Raw genomic sequence first — 18,512 nt, 5'->3', positions numbered from 1 at the left:
TAAGTTAGAGATGCAATAAAACAGATGTTGTGTCTTTTTGCTTTTTTCCTAAGAAGTAAATTGAGTTTTTTGCTATAATTAGAATTGATTGGAATTTAAGAGAGGGTTGAAAAAAGTGACAGCCGAAAAACTATTAAATGGAATGAATGATAAACAACAAGAAGCTGTGCTATGTACTGAAGGGCCGTTACTTGTGATTGCGGGTGCGGGAAGTGGAAAGACACGTGTTTTAACGCATCGGGTTGCGTATTTAATTGAGGAAAAGGGCGTTAATCCGTGGAATGTGTTGGCAATCACTTTCACCAACAAAGCGGCTGCTGAAATGCGCGCAAGAATTACTAACTTGCTTAGTGAAGACCTTGCAGCTGATGTCTGGGTATCGACATTCCATGCACTAGGTGTGCGCATCTTACGCAGAGATATTGATAAGCTGGGATATAACCGGGCGTTTGTGATTACTGGGACTAGTGAACAGCGGACTCTTGTTAAACATATCTTGGCTGAACTGAATGTCGATCCTAAAAAATTTGATCCACGGGCAATTATCAGTACAATTTCGAATGCTAAAAATGATCTGCAGTCTCCGCAAACATATGCGCAAAATGCGCGGACGCCTTTTGAAAAAGTTGTGGCAGAAGTTTATCCACTGTATCAAAAACGTTTGGAAAGTAACCAAGCAGTGGACTTCGATGATTTAATTATGCTAACACTGAGGCTATTCAAAGAATTTCCTGATGTTTTGCAGTTTTATCAACGTAAATTTAAATATATTCATGTGGATGAGTATCAAGATACAAATCAGGCGCAGTACGAACTTGTTAACTGCCTCGCACAGAAAAACAAGAATTTATGTGTGGTGGGCGATGCCGATCAGAGTATTTACGGATGGCGCGGTGCCAACATGGAGAACATCCTCAACTTTGAGAATGACTATCCTGATGCACAAATTGTGAAGTTAGAGCAAAATTACCGGTCAACCAAAAATATTCTAGAAGCTGCGAATGCTGTTATTCAAAATAATGTAAAACGCAGGGCCAAAAATTTATGGACGCAAAACGCTACCGGTGATAAAATCCATTATTATCGTGGGCAAAATGCTAATGATGAGGCTTTTTATGTTGTTCGACATATCCAGCAATTGCTGAAAGAGAGCGGTTATCGGTATAGTGATTTTGCTGTTTTATATCGGACCAATGCTCAGTCGCGAATGATTGAAGAAACATTTATGAAGGCTAATATTCCGTACCGGATTGTAGGTGCGCATAAATTCTATGATCGAAAAGAAATTCGAGATGTGCTTGCTTATATGCAATTAGTTACCAACCCAGCAGATTCCTTTAGTTTTGAGCGCGTTGTGAATGAACCCAAGCGTGGGATCGGAGCAACTAGTCTTGAAAAATTGACGGCCTTTGCGCAAATGAATGGGATGTCGTTACTGGATGCAGCTGCAAATGCAGTGCTAGCTAATCTTTCTGCTAGGGCAAGCAACGCTTTAACAGATTTTGCAACCGTAATTCAGGACTTGCATACACAAAAAGATGAATTGAACGTCACGGAACTGACTGAAGAAATACTGAAAAAGACAGGTTACCAAAAGGCTTTGGAACAGACGAATAATCTGGAAAATCAGAGTCGGCTTGAGAACTTGAAGGAATTTCTGTCAGTCACTAAGCAGTTTGATGATGCGTGGCAACCAACTGATGAACAAGCAGATCCGTTCGTAGATTTTCTGGCTGAGTTGGCATTAGTCTCAGATCAAGATATGCTTGAACAAGAAAATGCTGAGGTAACTTTGATGACGCTGCATGCGGCTAAAGGATTGGAATTTCCAGTTGTCTTCTTGATGGGAATGGAAGAAGGAATTTTCCCGCTCTCGCGTGCAATGATGAATGAAGATGAGATGGAAGAAGAAAGGCGTTTAGCATATGTCGGAATTACACGTGCCGAAAAAGAACTTTTTTTGACCAATGCACTCTCACGAATGCTTTACGGAAGAAGACAAAGCAACCCAGCCTCTCGCTTTATTACGGAAATTGGTCCCCAGCTACAAGCGGATAATCAACAAGTCGCAAATACAACTAGGAATACAGCATCCTATCCTTTTAGTAGAAAGAAAAATTGGATGCCAGCGGGTACTGTAGAAGAAAACAAAGGAACTGGTGCAGCTAAGATCACATGGCAGATTGGTGATAAGGTATTGCATAAAGCATGGGGAGAAGGGACTGTCGTTAAACTTTCCGGCACTGGTGATGACTTGGAACTTGACATTGCTTTTGCAGGTAAGGGAATTAAGCGGTTGTTAGCAACCTTTGCCCCGATTTCAAAGAAAACAGATTAATGGCGGCAAGAGGAGGAGCACAGATGGAAGACGAAGCGCAACGGCAGGCTGTAGCAGACGTTCAAGCTTTGCGTGCCAAACTTGATCGCTGGCGTCAGCAATATTATGTTGAAGACCAGCCAACTGTTGAAGACTATGTTTATGACAAGGCCTATCAGCAATTGGTGGAGCTCGAAAAGGCTTATCCTGCACTAATTACTGACGATTCACCGACACAGCGAGTAGGCGGTCCGGTTCTAAGTGGTTTTCAGAAAAAAACACATGAGATTCCGATGTTATCACTAGGCGATGTTTTTTCGAAAGAGGAGTTAGTTACTTTTGACCAACGTTTGGAAAAAGCTGTGGGGAAAAAGCAGCATTACAGTTGCGAGCTAAAGATTGATGGATTGGCAATCTCACTTATCTATCGCAATGGCAAATTTGTTGAAGGTTCGACGCGCGGAAATGGTATCATTGGTGAAAACATCACGGAGAATTTAAAGACGATTAAAGCGATCCCACTGCGTCTTAGCGAACCAGTTTCGTTAGAAGTTCGTGGGGAATGTTATATGCCTAAAAAAGCTTTTGCGGCTTTAAACGAAAAACGTGAAGCGCAGGGCAAACCAATTTTTGCTAATCCGCGAAATGCAGCCGCAGGAAGTCTACGGCAACTGGACACACGGATCACAAACAGCCGCCAATTAAGTACCTTTATTTATTACTTGATGGAACCGCAACAGTACGGGCTAAGTACCCAGACCGAAGTTTTGCACCAACTGGCGGCGTGGGGATTCAAAATCAACCAAGAATCAAAAAGAGTCTGCACAATGGCAGAAATTGAACGCTATCTTGATGAGTATCAGCAAAAAAGGGCCACATTACCTTACGATATTGATGGAATTGTATTAAAGGCTGATGAGATAGCTGTCCAGCAACTCGTGGGAAATACGGTTAAGGTTCCTCGTTGGGCCATCGCTTACAAGTTTCCCCCAGATGAGCAAGAAACGGTTGTCAGACAGATTACTTGGACAGTTGGGCGCACTGGGATTGTTACACCTACTGCTGTGATGGATCCTGTCCAACTTGCTGGTACCACTGTTGCACGTGCTTCCTTGCACAATCCAGACTACTTACAGCAAAAAGATATTCGTTTGCTGGATACTGTCAAGCTGCACAAAGCAGGAGACATTATTCCGGAAGTCTCAGAGGTTGTTATCCAAAAAAGAGCGGCCACTTCTGAACCATACCCAATTCCCAAAAATTGTCCGGTTTGCAAGGCCAAGTTGGTGCATCTGGATGAAGAAGTTGCTTTAAGATGTATTAATCCTAAGTGTCCTGCACTCCTTAAGGAAAGTCTAGTGCACTTTGCCTCGCGCAATGCTATGGAGATTACAGGATTAGGGCCGCAAATTGTCGCTCAGCTATTTGCCAAAGGACTTGTAAATGATGTTGCAGGTCTGTACCGCCTTTCCTTTGAAGATTTGCTTAAATTAGATAAATTTAAGGATAAGTCTGCACGCAACTTATTGACAGCCATTGATAAAAGTAGGCATAATTCTGTTGAACGTCTTGTTTATGGCTTAGGAATCAGACACGTGGGCGCAAAAGTTGCGCGTATTCTGATGTCCCATTTTGGAAACCTTCAAAATTTAATGGCCGCATCTGTTACTGAGATTCTTGAAATTGATTCTTTAGGAGAAGTGATTGCGCAAAGCATTGTAACTTATTTTTCTAAGAACGAAGTCAAGGAATTGATAACAGAGCTCAAAGAAGCGGGGCTTAACTTTAAGTATCTTGGGGTCAGCGCAGCAAAGGCCGCCCAAAAAGAGGGTTTCTTTGCAGGAAAGAAAGTAGTTTTAACCGGAACACTTTCTCAAATGAAACGTACAGACGCTAAGAAATGGTTAGAAGCTCAGGGCGCTGATGTGACTGGGAGTGTTTCCAAAAACACTGATTTTGTGATTGCGGGACAAGATGCTGGGAGTAAACTGACGAAAGCTCAAAAACTCGGAATCACAGTTTTGGATGAACAAGGATTTAAAGAACAAATGGAGGCAAGAAATTGAGAAAAAGCAATCTTATTTTAGGAGCGATCGCCGGAATTTTTCTACTTGCTGGTTGCGGCAGGTTGGATTCTTCCACCTCCACAACTACTACTGCTAAAAATTCTTCTTCTGGTTATCGCACGACTGGTCAAACTAGTGACAGTGAATATCAAGGTGTGATTAAGGATGGCAAGTACTTAACCAGCAAAGCAAGAGGAGTGGGAGTCAATCAGAATTCGGACAATCTGCTTAATTTGAAGAGCTTTGAGTCTGGGCTGACACAACTTTCAAAGAACCAGTTTTCAACCAGCAACTATATTTTTCAAGAAGGCCAATTATTATCATCTTCAACAATTGAGAATTGGCTGGCACGCAAGTCAAAGAACAATCAGGATGGTTTAAATCCTGAAGACAACGGACAGACAGATGCAAATAAGCGTAATCCGATTTATATCCAGCAGATTGAAGAGCAGGATTATATGAAGGAAAAAAATGGTAAAATGTCTCTAGCTGGAATTACAATTGGGATTGGGATGAATGCTAAGGATTATTATCAAAAGGAAAGTTATGGTGCAACCTACACAACTGATATTTCTGAAGATAAGATGATTGCTGAAGGCAAGATAGCTGCTGCTAAAGTTCTGCAAAGATTGCGCAGCACAAGCGGGGTTTCTGCTGATACGCCGATCTTGATTGGGATGTTCAAACAGGCGCCTAATGACAGTTTAGTTGGTGGTTCATTTTACGCTTATACGCTTGTAAAAAATGGTCAAGTGATTAGTACTTGGAATAATATTAACATTAAAAGTTATGTCTTTCCGTCAACGTCGTCTTCATCAGTTCCAAATGACAATGATGAAACTTCCTTCGAGAGTTTTAAAAAGCAGGTGCAAAACTTCTTCCCTAACCTAGCAGGGGTAACCGCACAAGGGCAGTATAAGAATAAGTCATTACAGGGGATGCACGTTAATATTACAACGCAGTTCTATAGTGAAACAGAAATCACAAGTTTTACACAGTATCTGGCACAGGCAGCGAAGACCTATTTACCAAGTGGAATTCCAATTGATATCACGGTTAAGGGCAGTGATGGAACGGTCCAAAGTTTCCTGTCACGCCAAGCTAAAGATAGCAGCTACTACACACATGTTTTCAGTAGTTACTAAAATAAATTTGAGAACCGTAAAGAATTTATTTTAAAAAGAAGAGATGCCAGCCGCAGGAGTAACTGTTTATGCTAGAATACTACTATAAAAAAGGGAAAGAAGGAGTAGAAGTGGCAATTAACGCAAGCGAAGTCAAGCACGTTGCAAAGTTAGCAAAACTTGCTTTTTCAGAAGATGATTTACAAAAATTTACAGGACAGATGGATAAAATTATTCAGATGGTTCAGCAACTGAGTGATGTTGAAACTGAGGGAGTTCCTGTAACAACTCATATTAGTGATACTCAAGGAGTAATGCGAGCGGATCAAGCTGAGCCAGGAACCTCACGGGATTTGTTGATGAGAAATGTTCCCCAGCATCAGGATGGTTATATCAAAGTACCCGCAATTATTGATGAAAGCGAGGAAGCATAAGGAATGGACTATTTTAAATACGATCTTGCAGCCTTGCATGCATTGTTAGTAAAAAAGGAACTCAGTGTCTCAGATCTAGTTAAGGAGACTTTCAAAAGTATTGAAGCACGTGAAGCAGATGTTTCTGCCTTCGTGACACTTAATGAAAAACAGGCACTTTCACAGGCCGCAAAGCTTGATCAACAGGGAATTGCTCAGGATAATGTTTTATTTGGAATTCCTTTAGGCATTAAAGACAATATTGTTACGCAGGATTTAAAAACAACGGCAGCAAGCAGAATTTTAGAGAATTTTAAGCCCATTTACAATGCTACAGTGATGGACAAGCTGAATGCAGCGGCTATGATCACTGTTGGGAAGACCAATATGGATGAATTCGCAATGGGCGGTTCAACTGAGACATCAGCTTTTAAAATTACCAAAAATGCTTGGGATCGGACAAAAGTTCCAGGTGGTTCGTCAGGCGGTTCAGCAGCTGCAGTGGCCGCAGGCGAAATAGTGGCATCTCTAGGAACAGATACAGGTGGTTCAATTAGACAGCCAGCATCTTTCAATGGAATCGTGGGGGTTAAGCCAACATATGGCCGTGTTTCGCGTTATGGGTTAATTGCCTTTGCTTCCAGTCTGGATCAAATTGGGCCGTTAACTCGTTCTGTTAAAGATAATGCATTGATCTTGAATGCTATTAGTGGAGTAGATCCGCATGATTCGACGAGTGCTGCACGTGAGGTACCTGATTTTACTGCAAAACTTGATGGAAATATTCAAAAAATGCGAATCGCAGTGCCAAAGGAATACATGGGTGAAGGAATCGCTCCTGAAGTTCGTGCCGCAATTAAGAAAGCAATTACAACTTTTGAAAAATTAGGTGCAGTTGTTGATGAAGTTTCATTGCCACATAGTCAATACGGCATCCCCGTTTACTACATTATCGCTTCTTCAGAGGCAAGTTCAAATCTGCAACGCTTTGACGGGATTCGTTATGGCTTTCGGGCACAAGATGTCAAAAACTTAGAGGACGTTTATGTCAAATCACGTTCAGCAGGCTTTGGTGATGAAGTTAAGCGCCGGATTATGTTAGGAACTTTCTCGCTTTCAGCAGGTACATATGATGCCTTCTTTAAGAAAGCAGCCCAGGTCAGAACATTAATTTGTCGTGATTTTGCCCGCGTCTTTGCAGATTATGACTTGATTTTGGGACCAACAACACCAACACCAGCATTTGGGTTGGGTGAGGATACAAAGGATCCAGTGACAATGTATATGAACGATATTTTGACAGTGCCTGTGAATCTGGCTGGCCTGCCTGGCATGTCGTTACCAGCAGGCTTTACAAATGGCTTGCCAATCGGAATGCAGTTGATTGCAAATCATTTTGATGAGGAAACCATGTACCGTGCAGGCTATGCTTTTGAACAGGCAACCGACTACCACAAAGAAGTACCAACGTTTGGGGGGCAGAACTAATGAATTTTGAAACAACTATCGGTCTGGAAGTCCATATTGAAATGAAGACCAATTCCAAGGCATTTTCACCAGCACCTGTGCAATATGGGGCAGCACCAAATACTAATACAAATGTTGTGGACTGGGGCTACCCGGGAGTTTTGCCAACGGTTAACAAAGGTGCAGTTGAATTTGGAATGCGTGCTGCACTGGCATTAAACTGTGAGATAACTAAAGATACTCACTTTGATCGTAAAAATTATTTTTATCCTGATAATCCGAAAGCTTATCAAATTACACAAGCACAGGAACCGATCGGCCGCAATGGCTGGATTGAAATTGAAGTCGATGGGCACAAGAAAAAGATCGGGATCGAAGAAATGCACGTCGAAGAAGATGCCGGGAAAAACACACATAGTCCTGATGGCTATTCATATGTTGATCTTAACCGGCAAGGGACGCCACTAATTGAAATTGTTTCAAAACCTGACATTTCGTCGGCTGATGAAGCCTATGCCTACTTAGTTCGGTTACGTCAGATTGTTCAGTTTACGGGTGTTTCTGATGTTAAGATGGAAGAAGGCTCGATGCGTGCAGATGTCAATGTCTCTGTGCGACCAATTGGTTCTGAAAAAATGGGAACCAAGACAGAAATGAAGAACCTGAACTCTTTCGAGCACGTTAGAAAAGGGGCGCATTATGAAGCTAGGCGCCAAGAGAGACTGTTATTAGCTGGAAAGAGCATTCAGCAGGAGACACGCAGATTTGATGAGGCCTCCGGTGAAACTGTCTTAATGCGTGTCAAAGAAGGGGCTAGCGATTATCGTTATTTCCCAGAACCAGATATCCCCCCACTGCATATTTCTGATGAATGGATTCAGCAAGTTAAGGATTCCATTCCTGAAATGCCAGATAAGCGACGTGCAAAATACGTTACTGAATGGGGAATTCCAGAATACGACGCGGGTGTCTTAACCCAGACTAAAGAAATGTCTGACTTTTTTGAAGCAGCAGTTGCACAAGGTGCACAACCTAAGCTGGCTGCCAACTGGTTGATGGGGGAAGTTAATGCTTATTTAAACACTAATAAGCTTGATCTGCTTGAAACGAAGTTAACCCCAGAACATCTGGCCACAATGATTAAATTAATTGAAGATGGGACAATTTCATCTAAGATTGCTAAGAAAGTCTTTAAGGAAATTATTACGAACGGCAGTGAACCCAAGAACTGGGTGGAAGAAAAGGGATTAGTGCAGTTATCTGATCCTCAAGTACTCGAACCAATCATCACTGCGGTTTTGGATGATAATCAAAAATCAATTGAGGATTATCAAAATGGCAAGGGGCGTGCAATCGGCTTTTTAGTGGGGCAGATCATGAAACAAACGCATGGCAAAGCTAACCCCAAGATTGTTAATAAGCTGTTGATAAAGAACCTGAAAGAAAGATAACGTGGCAGGCTTTTCTTGTAACATGGCGAGAATAAGTGCTTTTTGTAAGGAATTAAAGGAGAGGTAGCGATGAAAAAGCGTTGCAGGATTATTTATAATCCAACATCGGGCCGTGAAGCAATGAAAAATGATTTAGTTGATATCTTGAATATTTTGGAAAGAGCTGGTTATGAAACTAGTGCTTTCCAAACTACTCCGGAATTTAATTCAGCTAGAGATGAAGCTGCACGTGTCGCACGCGATGGCTTTAATTTAGTTATTGCAGCCGGTGGAGATGGGACGATTAATGAAGTTGTGAATGGAATAGCGCCTTTCAAGCAACGTCCTAAAATGGGGATTATTCCAGCTGGAACGACAAATGACTATGCGCGCGCTTTAAAGATTCCACGAGAAGATCCCATTGCTGCTGCTAAGGTAATCGCTAAGGGAAAAACAGTACGCATGGACATTGGGCAAGCCGGTAAAAAGTATTTTGTCAATATTGCAGGTGGTGGCTTATTGACAGAGTTAACCTATGGAGTGCCTTCACAGTTCAAATCATTGTTCGGTTACTTGGCATACTTGGTTAAGGGAGCTGAGATGCTGCCACGCATTAAACCCATTAAAATGCATCTTGAATATGATACAGGTGTATTTGCTGGAAAAGCTTCGATGTTTTTCTTGGCATTGACGAATTCAATTGGTGGTTTTGAACAAATTGTGCCGGATGCTTCACTTGATGATGGAAAGTTTACGCTTATTGTTGTTAAGACTAGTAATTTAGTTGAAATTTTACAGTTAATGACAATGGTTTTGAACGGTGGTCGTCACATTAATGATCCGCGAATATTGTATGTCAAAACTTCTAAACTGGTTGCTAAACCGGTTGATGAAAAAATGATGATCAATATTGACGGGGAATATGGCGGTGATGCGCCAATGGTCTTTAAAAACCTGAAACAGCATATTGAAATGTTTGCTAATACAGAAAAGATTCCGCTGACTGCAATTACTTTTAGTAAAACACCAGCAGAAGTTGATGCTAGTGAGCACTTTGTCGAAGGTGTCGAACACCTCGCAGGACAAAGGCTAACTAACAATGGTCAGGAACAAGAAAGTAAAAAATAAATTAGGCGACAGTTGTTTGATACTGAAACTTGGTTTGACGCTGTGGTTTAATTAATTGCCAGTGTAATGGAAGACTGTGCTAAAATTGGAGGAGGTTCCAATTTTTAGTGCAGTCTTTTTTGAAAATTCCATAACGTTTTAAAAGTAGGTTTAGCGAACCTGTTTGTGCGTGTTTAACATCGCACTTTTATTTTTAAGGTGTCCGCAATCAGCTGCTGGAGCTAATTTCCAAATTGTACAGAGTTTAAGGATGTCAACTTGGCAATTTGGAGTTGGTGTTGGCGGTTGCAAATTGTTAGGCACTTCTAATACAAAGGAGAAAGAAATGAATAAAGCACCTGTAACCAAAAATCAAGAATTAGAATTAACAATCACCGACCTAAGTTATGAAGGCAAAGGGGTCGCAAAAATTGAGCGCTATCCGTTGTTTATTGCCAATGCACTTCCAGGTGAAACTGTAGTGGCGCACGTGATGAAAGCCGGAAAAAATTTCGGTTTTGCGAAGGTAATTAAACGGTTAAATGACAGTCCACAACGAGCAACAGCTATAGAAGATAAATATATGCAAACTGGGATTGCGCCATTAGAGCATCTTAAATATGCAGCGCAGCTTGAATTTAAACGCACGCAAATTGTTGAATTGCTGAAAAAAGCACATTTGGAGCAACTGCAGGTGGCACCGACTGTCGGGATGACCACACCGACTCACTATCGAAATAAGGCGCAGATTCCTGTCAGGATGGTTCGCGGCCAATTGGAAACGGGCTTTTTTCACCAAAACAGCCATCGTCTGATTCCAATGGAAAATTTCTTAATTCAGGATCCGCGGATTGATGAAGTTGTCAAAAAAGTTCGTGATATTATGCGTAAATACCAGGTAATTGCCTATAACGAAGACGGGCATAGTGGAATTTTACGCCATCTGATTGTGCGTCGGGGACACTACTCCCATGAGGTCATGGTAATTCTGGTTACACGAACTAAAAGGATGCCACAAAGTGAACAAATCACGCAGGCAATTCTGCAAGAATGCCCTGATGTTGTGAGTGTGATTCAAAATATCAATCAAGAAAAAACAAATGTAATTTTGGGGAGCAAAGATCGTTTGTTAGCGGGTAAAGCACAAATTACCGATACTTTAAATGGAATCAGTTTTGCAATTTCTGCACATTCTTTTTATCAGGTTAATTCTGTTCAGACTGAAAGACTCTACCAAGAAGTTGCGCAGCGTGCAGAGCTGACAGGAAACGAGACCGTGATTGATGCATATTGTGGAATTGGCACGATTTCATTGAATCTAGCTGCAAAAGCGAAACAGGTTTATGGGGTAGAGATTGTCCCAGAAGCGATTGCTGATGCACGTAAAAATGCAGAAATGAATAAAATTGCTAATACTACTTTTGAAGTTGGAACGGCAAGTGAATGGATGACTAAGTGGTCACAAGCGGGACTAAAGCCTGATGTTGTAGTTTTTGATCCACCGCGTAAGGGCTTGGATAATGAAGTTATTCAAAGTACAGTTACATTAGCCCCACGTAAAATTGTGTATGTCAGTTGCAATCCGGCAACCTTGGTTCGTGATTTACAGATATTTATCCAGCAAGGATATGAAATTAAGCAGCCAATTTTACCTGTCGATCAGTTTCCGCAAACGGTACATGTCGAATCAGTCACTGTTTTGGAACGTGCTTAAAAGGTTAAAAATTACGCAAGGATAAAAAAACAAGCTCTCATAGTTTAATGCATAATTAGTATTTTAATATTTTAACGCAGCTCTAGCCTACTAGTCAGGAAACTTCTAAGCAGTTTGCGAGCTAATTAACGTGTAGTTAGGGAATTGACATTCGGTAAAAGTTAATGTAATTTACTTAATTAAAGGAAGCAAATTATAGAAGATAGCCGGTGATTGACTATGAAAAAGGGAATTTTATTAATTAACTTGGGGACTCCCGTGGCACCCACTGCGGCGGCAGTCAGACCATATTTAAGACGCTTTTTAGGTGACCCGCGGGTGATTGCAATGCCGCGTTTGTTGTGGAAACCCATTTTAGAATTGATGATCCTGCCTAAGCGGCCCGCAGCCTCTGCAAAGATGTATCAAGCAATTTGGTCACAAGACTATGGGTCACCGTTGGCATATTACACTCAAAAACAAGCGACACGCCTGCAAGCTTTGCTGCCAGACAGAATAGTGAAGTATGCTTTCAGTTATAGTGCACCGTTTATTCCAGAAGTCTTGCGTGAATTTGCCCGTGAGCAGGTGGAAGAATTAACAATCATTCCACTTTATCCGCAATATTCGACTACGACAGTCGGGTCTGTGACGGATGAAATTACTGCATTCTATCATAAAAGTACTTTTGTGCCTAATCTGCGCGTGTTAACCTCTTTTTATCAGGCACCAGATTATATCGAAGTATTGGCAGCAAAGATTAAAAATGCCTGGCAACAAAAGCATTATGATAAATTGCTACTCTCTTATCATGGAATTCCAGAAAGCTACGTTGCAAAAGGGGATCCGTATGCACGCCAATGTCATGCTACAACCCAACTTTTACGTGAGAAGTTGGGCACTATTCCCGTATTGGAAACCTTTCAGTCTAAATTTGGAAGGGCTAAGTGGTTAGAGCCAGCCACAGATCACACGTTGAAAAGTTTACCACAGACTGGAATTAAAAATGTTTTGGTTGTTTCACCGGCGTTTGTTTCGGATTGTTTGGAGACGCTGCATGAATTACAGCTCGAAAACAGGGAATATTTTATGTCCGCTGGCGGGCAGACCTATGATGTTGTTCCGTGTTTAAATGATGATGAGGATTTTATTAAGGTACTTAAAAATTTAGCGGTTGCGCCTGCAGATCAGCACGCGCTGCGTTAAAGAGAGCTTAAAAAAGATGCGGTTTTTTGGGATTTGCGCGGTCTAAAAACTAATAAAAAAGCTGGGACAAAACTGGAAATAGTTTCCAATTTTCTCTCAGCCTTTTTATTTTTTACAGGTTGAACTCACGAATTAAAAAAGTAGTTTTCATAGAATGAAAGGCTAAAATTATTTTTCCGATGCTGGATCATTTGTTTGCAAGGTTTCACACCTTGTAACAGGATAGACTTGATTGTCTGCCTCATCAAATAGGCTGATTGGCTTATGTTCTGAAAGATCAACACGAAGATGGTAACCATAGTTATCTAAAAAAAGCAATTCCTTTTCATCCAAGTGAACTATTTTTCCGGGAAGCTTGCGCCCATCAATTAGAACATCAAGGGGTTCTGTGATCTGTAAAACATGGATACGTCCATTCAAATCATCTGTGAAATTCCACTTGCCAATGTAATAAGCAGGAAGATCTACGCTGCGATGATGTTTTCTAAACAGCGGAAGAAAGCTGAGGTGATTGCGCAACCTGAATCCCGTGTTTTTCTGGTTTCGGCTCATTTTACTGCGCTCCTCCCTCGTAAACAATAAAAACTTGGACTAATATTTTCACATATAATATAACATTTTTTTGTCCGATAAAGTAGCCATTCAACTGAAATTTAACACTAATATGAAACAAATGAAATATTTTTGTGATGTATGTTTCATAACCGTCCGCCTTGATATACGGTCCGTCTTTTTTTTGATACAATGCTTATAGTGAAAAAAGCAAAGGAGGGGTACAAATGTTAAAATTAGGGGTAATTGGAACGGGATGGATCACTAAACAATTTGTTGAGGCTACCCAAGAAGTCGGTGGGTGGCAACTTACAAGTGTTTTTTCGCGTAACCTTGAGCGAGCTCGCGCTTTTGCAGCTGATTTTGCGGGGGAAATTAAAGGGTATCGTGATTTAGATACTTTTTTTGCAGAAGGTGATTTTGATGTTGTTTATATTGCGTCGCCTAATAGTTTGCATTTTGCACAGGCACGACAAGCGATTCTAGCAGATAAGCATGTGATTGTTGAAAAACCGGCCTGTTCAAATCCTAATGAGATGAAGGTCTTAATTAGATTGCTGCGGCGTAAGCACCACATCTTTTATTTTGAAGCTGCACGGCATTTTCATGAGCCGAACTTTAAAGCCGCTGAACGGCAGCTTCGAAAAATGAAAACGTTACAAGGAGCTACATTGACTTACCTAAAATACTCGTCACGCTTTGATGACTTTCTGGCGGGTAGTGAACCCAACGTTTTTTCTCTGGATTTTTCTGGTGGAGCACTGCAAGATCTTGGGGTTTATCTGGTGTATGATGCAGTTTCTTGGTTTGGAATGCCGCAAAAGGCAATGTATTTTCCACATAAATTACGTAACGGAATTGATGGTAAAGGGGTTGCAATTTTACAGTATGCTGATTTTGAAGTTACGCTTAATCTTGGTAAAACTGCTACTTCGTATCTTCCAAGTGAGATTTATGGTGCGCGGGATACGCTCTGGCTGGATAATGCCGCAGAGCTGAAAAAGGTTACTTATTTTGCAGCAGATGGTTCAAAAACAGATTTGACGCAAAAGACTGCTGAGAATCCAATGGTTGCAGAGGTCAAAAATTTTACAGCCGTGTTGCAAAGGCCCGAATCGCTTAGTAATAAACAGTTAATGGAAGACTGGTTAGCGGTAGCTGTGCAGGTAAATCGGGTTTTATATTCTCTCAGACAGAGTGCACAGCTTCAATTCAGAGCAGACTTTGAGTTTAGATAAGAAATAGAAGAGGAAAAGATGGATTTAAAATTTCAAGAATTTTTTAAAGAACAAGGATATACGCAACAAACAATTATTCAACAGACGGTGTATCAACCGCTAAAAGCTGGAGAGAGTATTTTAGGTCTTGCACCAACCGGTTCAGGCAAAACCTTGGCATATACGTTGCCGCTTTTAGAAAATGTTGTACCGGCTCAAGGCGTGCAGTTGATGATCGTGGCACCTTCACAAGAACTTGCCGCCCAACTTGCAACGGTGATTAGGCGCTGGGCAGCATTAAAAGAACTCAAAGTCACAACTTTGATTGGCGGAGCAAATGTTAAACGGCAACTCGAAAAACTTAAAAAAAAGCCAGAAGTGATTGTCGGGACACCAGGTAGAATGTTAGAGTTGGCTGACGCTAAGAAGCTTAAATTGCATCATTTACACGCGGTGGTCTTTGATGAAGCTGATGAACTGTTGACAGACGAAACACTTACGGCTTGTCGTGCATTGCTCGCGCATGCTCCTGGGCGCCAAGTTCAATTGAGCTTTTTTTCCGCTACTACTGCAGATATTTTTCAACAACTGGAACACTGGTTTGGGGTGCCGATTAAAACTTACGATGTGCGGGCACAGGATCAAACGCAAGGGGAAGTGACACACTACTTGCTCGAAACTCCCACACGTAAACGAACAGAAGCTTTACGTCGGCTTGCACACTTAGAAGGCTTTAGTGCATTGGTATTCTTCAAACAAGTTGCGGTGCTTGAGGAAGTCGCAGCTAAACTAGATTACCAAAAAGTGCCGGTAGCGACTCTTGAAGGTCAAAGTCGGCAACAGGAGCGGCAGCGTTCATTGGAACAACTGAGACAAGGAAAGATTAAACTGTTACTGACAACTGACGTGGCTGCTCGCGGTTTGGATATTCAACAGTTGCCCGCAGTGGTCAATTATGATTTACCTGCAGATATTACGATTTATATTCATCGGGTCGGTCGTACTGGGAGAATGGGAGCTCAAGGTGCTGTGATTAACTTGGGTAATGAGCATGTTCTCAGGACCTTTCGTCAGTTGTTGCGTGCTGGTGGCTATGAGCCCGTCCAAGGAGAACTTTTTGGCGGTAAATTGCTTAAAGCAAATGAGGTTGCAGCAAAATCAGAGCTTAAAAGCCCCCTTGACCGCACTTCCAAGAATGTGAAGCCACGCACAAGCAAACCGGTTAAAATGGACAACTCAGTTTCTTTGAAGAAAAAGCACAAAGGGCATAAAAAGCGAAAACGAGACCAACTTAATAAGGGAAAGAGACGTGTTTCTAAGAAAATACAGTAAATGCCTGTTTCTTCTCCAAAGATGACTTGCAAGCGAAGTATTGACTTTATGCAATTTAATTTCTATACTAATAGAGTTAGTGCTTTAATTGTGCGTCATGCGCTTGTAGCTCAGCAGGATAGAGCGACCGCCTCCTAAGCGGTAGGTCATCGGTTCGATTCCGATCAAGCGCATTTTTAACATATGCTAGAAAATGGGAATGCCGGTATAACAGCATTTACACGATTATAAAATGTTAAGGAAGGCTAAGAAATGCAACTTTGTTGTCCAGTTGTTGTCCTCCTAAATGGTCTATTAAGGATTCAATTTTGTCGTCGCTACGGGCTTTGTACTCATCGATCAAATAGGCATATTTTTTAACTGTTGTCGTCATGTCTGAGTGACCAAGCCTCTTACTAATAGCATATATATCAACGCCTTTAAATAAAAGGTAAGCGACATGTGAGTGACGCAGACTATGAAAATGAAAGTTTTTCTTCTTTAAACCGCATTCCTTTAATAGCGCACGCAGTTTTATATTCACAGCATTGGAACTTGGAATGGTGCTTTGATCGTTTTCAAATACCATTTTATAGTTGTTTGTTTTGAGTTGCTTCAAATATCCCAACAGTGTTTTGTTAACTCTGACAGTGCGGTAAGAGCAACTTGTCTTAGGCTTTTTGAAGCCTCCGCCTTCTTGGTAGTTCCATGCTTTGTTAATTGAAATAGTGTGGCGCTCAAAGCTTATATCTTTCCATGTGAGTGCTTGGATTTCTCCTAAACGCATTCCAGTGTAAATCGCCGTTAGTATCATATATCGGCTTGTAAAACGTGGAGAAAGCTTACTAGCAGTCATATTTATAAGCTGATTTATTTCAGATACATTAAGGTATTCAACTCGTAAAGTTCTCTCACTGTCGTAAACTAGCTCAACGTCAGTAGTAAAGTCCTTGGTAATGATGTCGTCAAAGATTGCTGCTCGTATGCACGCTTTAACTGTGCTGTTAGTTTTTTGCATAGTATCTTTTGAATGGTTCTTACCAAAAACGTTAATGAATTTTTGGTAGTGATTCCTCTTTATGCTTTGCAGCTTTTGGTTGCCGAAATATTTTTTGATAATGCTCGAAGTAACCCGGTACCTATTTAATGTAGATGCTGCTACTCTGTTTTCTTTATACGTTTTATACCAATTGTCAAAGTACTCAGAAAAAACTACATCACGCTTGGCAACTATGACGCTTCCGTTTTGAGACTCAATTTTGGCAGCATATACCTTAGCTTCGCTTTTTGTTGAAAATCCACTTTTAGACATTTGCCTGAGTTTTCCGTTTTGATCTCTCTTTGAAACTATCACTTTCCAGCCAGTACTCATTTTACGGTAGCTTGCCATAATATTTCACCTCCTTTATAATGTAATAGGAGCGTAAGCTCCCTTAGTAATCTGTTAGCACATCTTTCGTCTTGGTCGGGGAGAGATGTGTTTTTTATTGTTGTTGTTCAATTTTATATGTCTGAGATCCTATCTTAGATCCGTCATAACCTTTTGTAGCTTGAAGCTTAACTGGAGTTTTCATATCTGTAAGTTCATAAGTTGATTCATTTTTAACTGTTCCATTTTTCTTTATTTTTTCTGATTGAGTATCTAAATACTGTTCATCGATAGTTGAACCTATCTCCAATTTATTAACGCTGTTAGCATCATTATCTTGATAAGCAGTGAACACCGCTTGCCAAGCACTTATAGGATCGATATCCTTGTTAGTCTTATTAGTTACCTTGTAATGAAAAATAATTAGTGGCTTGTCTGAGTAAGAATTTGTTTGATCTGCATTCTTAACCTCAACCTTAGTAATTTCAATTTTAAGATCGTGTATTTCAGCTACATTGTTTTTAAAGTAATATTTCTGTTGTTTTTTGACTTTAACAACAGATTTTTTGCTAGAATTGTTTTTTGAGTTTGTATTATTACTACAAGCTGTGAGAATGGAAATGCCTGCTAAGCATAATAGGACTGATGATATTTTTTTCATATTTCACCTTTTTTTATAATTTAAGTAGTTGCTTTTTCTTAGCTTCAAATTCTTCTTGAGTAATTACACCATCATCAAAAAGTTTTTTCATTTTTATTAATTCATCTGTTGAATCGTCATTTGCAGAAACCTTATTTAGGGTGCTTTTTGTTTCAGCTTTAATTTGTTGCTTGCTTTTTTTACTAAATCTGAAAAGAGCTATCGCTGTTAAAATTATATATCCCCAAGCAAAAATCATAAGATCTTGGAAATATTTAGATGATGACATAATTGCGATGAACCCAAAAATCAAAGTGATTATTAAAACAGTCCAGAAAACCCAGCGTTGATCCTGCTTGCTGGTCACTATTAATATAATTCCTGTCACTGCACAAGCAAATGCCATAATTATGCCACTTGTTGCAGCAAATGATCCAGAATCTGAATTAGCAAATGCAAATAGCTTTGATGCAGTGCTTGCTTCGTCATAGGTTATAAAAGCTAATAATAATTGTACAGCTCCTATGACAATCCTTTTAATGTTCATGATAAATCCCCCTAATGATTCAGCTTTTAAAGTCGTCAGATTTTGGACGAGTG

Annotated in this window: 15 protein-coding genes and 1 tRNA gene; 12 read left to right on the top strand and 4 right to left on the bottom strand. The window is 40.6% G+C overall.

Features of this window, described 5'->3' with window-relative positions; translation table 11 throughout:
- Nucleotides 1–115: 115 nt before the first annotated feature.
- From pcrA to hemH, 9 genes are all read left to right on the top strand, one after another.
- The gene (gene pcrA, locus AB3Y88_RS04230) at nt 116–2,338 is read left to right on the top strand and encodes a DNA helicase PcrA (protein ID WP_315972245.1); all 2,223 of its coding nucleotides are present in this window, start codon (nt 116–118) and stop codon (nt 2,336–2,338) included.
- Between the two features lie 23 nt (nt 2,339–2,361).
- On the top strand, nt 2,362–4,383 hold the full coding sequence (gene ligA, locus AB3Y88_RS04225; RefSeq protein WP_228889749.1) for an NAD-dependent DNA ligase LigA: 2,022 nt from the start codon (nt 2,362–2,364) through the stop codon (nt 4,381–4,383).
- Nucleotides 4,380–5,528 carry a CamS family sex pheromone protein gene (locus AB3Y88_RS04220; RefSeq protein ID WP_228889746.1) on the top strand — a complete coding sequence of 383 codons (1,149 nt, stop codon included), beginning with the start codon at nt 4,380–4,382 and terminating at the stop codon, nt 5,526–5,528. Before ligA ends, AB3Y88_RS04220 begins: the two co-directional genes overlap by 4 nt.
- A 110-nt stretch (nt 5,529–5,638) precedes the next feature.
- Nucleotides 5,639–5,941: an Asp-tRNA(Asn)/Glu-tRNA(Gln) amidotransferase subunit GatC gene (gene gatC / locus AB3Y88_RS04215; protein WP_054756514.1), complete on the top strand. Its 303-nt coding sequence runs from the start codon at nt 5,639–5,641 to the stop codon at nt 5,939–5,941.
- Between the two features lie 3 nt (nt 5,942–5,944).
- The gene (gene gatA / locus AB3Y88_RS04210; protein ID WP_228889743.1) at nt 5,945–7,408 is read left to right on the top strand and encodes an Asp-tRNA(Asn)/Glu-tRNA(Gln) amidotransferase subunit GatA; all 1,464 of its coding nucleotides are present in this window, start codon (nt 5,945–5,947) and stop codon (nt 7,406–7,408) included.
- Nucleotides 7,408–8,838 carry an Asp-tRNA(Asn)/Glu-tRNA(Gln) amidotransferase subunit GatB gene (gene gatB / locus AB3Y88_RS04205; protein WP_056961028.1) on the top strand — a complete coding sequence of 477 codons (1,431 nt, stop codon included), beginning with the start codon at nt 7,408–7,410 and terminating at the stop codon, nt 8,836–8,838. The genes gatA and gatB overlap by 1 nt, the downstream gene beginning before the upstream one ends.
- A gap of 69 nt (nt 8,839–8,907) precedes the next feature.
- The gene (locus AB3Y88_RS04200) at nt 8,908–9,945 is read left to right on the top strand and encodes a diacylglycerol kinase (protein WP_228889740.1); all 1,038 of its coding nucleotides are present in this window, start codon (nt 8,908–8,910) and stop codon (nt 9,943–9,945) included.
- 325 nt (nt 9,946–10,270) lie between these two features.
- Nucleotides 10,271–11,638 carry a 23S rRNA (uracil(1939)-C(5))-methyltransferase RlmD gene (gene rlmD / locus AB3Y88_RS04195; protein ID WP_056961042.1) on the top strand — a complete coding sequence of 456 codons (1,368 nt, stop codon included), beginning with the start codon at nt 10,271–10,273 and terminating at the stop codon, nt 11,636–11,638.
- A gap of 219 nt (nt 11,639–11,857) precedes the next feature.
- Nucleotides 11,858–12,823, top strand: a complete 966-nt coding sequence (hemH, locus tag AB3Y88_RS04190; RefSeq protein ID WP_228889737.1) for a ferrochelatase — start codon at nt 11,858–11,860, stop codon at nt 12,821–12,823.
- Between the two features lie 168 nt (nt 12,824–12,991).
- On the opposite strand, the gene AB3Y88_RS04185 is transcribed toward hemH, so the two are convergent.
- Nucleotides 12,992–13,375, bottom strand: coding sequence for a DUF4828 domain-containing protein (locus AB3Y88_RS04185; protein WP_056961031.1), 384 nt, complete (start codon nt 13,373–13,375; stop codon nt 12,992–12,994).
- 227 nt (nt 13,376–13,602) lie between these two features.
- Here AB3Y88_RS04185 and AB3Y88_RS04180 point away from each other — a divergent pair, with 227 nt between their 5' ends.
- The 3 genes from AB3Y88_RS04180 to AB3Y88_RS04170 all read left to right on the top strand — a co-directional run bounded on the left by AB3Y88_RS04180 (nt 13,603) and on the right by AB3Y88_RS04170 (nt 16,097).
- Nucleotides 13,603–14,613, top strand: a complete 1,011-nt coding sequence (locus AB3Y88_RS04180; protein WP_228889621.1) for a Gfo/Idh/MocA family protein — start codon at nt 13,603–13,605, stop codon at nt 14,611–14,613.
- Nucleotides 14,614–14,631: 18 nt separating this feature from the next.
- A complete protein-coding gene (locus AB3Y88_RS04175; protein ID WP_056961033.1) occupies nt 14,632–15,924 on the top strand; it encodes a DEAD/DEAH box helicase in 1,293 nt (430 codons plus the stop codon).
- A 99-nt stretch (nt 15,925–16,023) separates the two neighbouring features.
- Nucleotides 16,024–16,097, top strand: a tRNA-Arg gene (locus AB3Y88_RS04170).
- A 62-nt stretch (nt 16,098–16,159) separates the two neighbouring features.
- Here the strand turns inward: AB3Y88_RS04170 and AB3Y88_RS04165 are convergent.
- The 3 genes from AB3Y88_RS04165 to AB3Y88_RS04155 all read right to left on the bottom strand — a co-directional run bounded on the left by AB3Y88_RS04165 (nt 16,160) and on the right by AB3Y88_RS04155 (nt 18,459).
- Nucleotides 16,160–17,293, bottom strand: a complete 1,134-nt coding sequence (locus AB3Y88_RS04165) for a tyrosine-type recombinase/integrase (RefSeq protein ID WP_367293398.1) — start codon at nt 17,291–17,293, stop codon at nt 16,160–16,162.
- Nucleotides 17,294–17,387: 94 nt separating this feature from the next.
- The gene (locus AB3Y88_RS04160; protein WP_367293397.1) at nt 17,388–17,933 is read right to left on the bottom strand and encodes a DUF5067 domain-containing protein; all 546 of its coding nucleotides are present in this window, start codon (nt 17,931–17,933) and stop codon (nt 17,388–17,390) included.
- 13 nt (nt 17,934–17,946) lie between these two features.
- Nucleotides 17,947–18,459, bottom strand: coding sequence for an SHOCT domain-containing protein (locus AB3Y88_RS04155; RefSeq protein ID WP_367293396.1), 513 nt, complete (start codon nt 18,457–18,459; stop codon nt 17,947–17,949).
- Nucleotides 18,460–18,512 lie beyond the last annotated feature (53 nt).

The sequence above is a fragment of the Liquorilactobacillus satsumensis genome (assembly GCF_964065465.1).
GTDB lineage: Bacteria > Bacillota > Bacilli > Lactobacillales > Lactobacillaceae > Liquorilactobacillus > Liquorilactobacillus satsumensis.
Note: the sequence above shows the minus strand (reverse complement) of the source record. Positions and strands in the feature narration are given on the sequence as shown.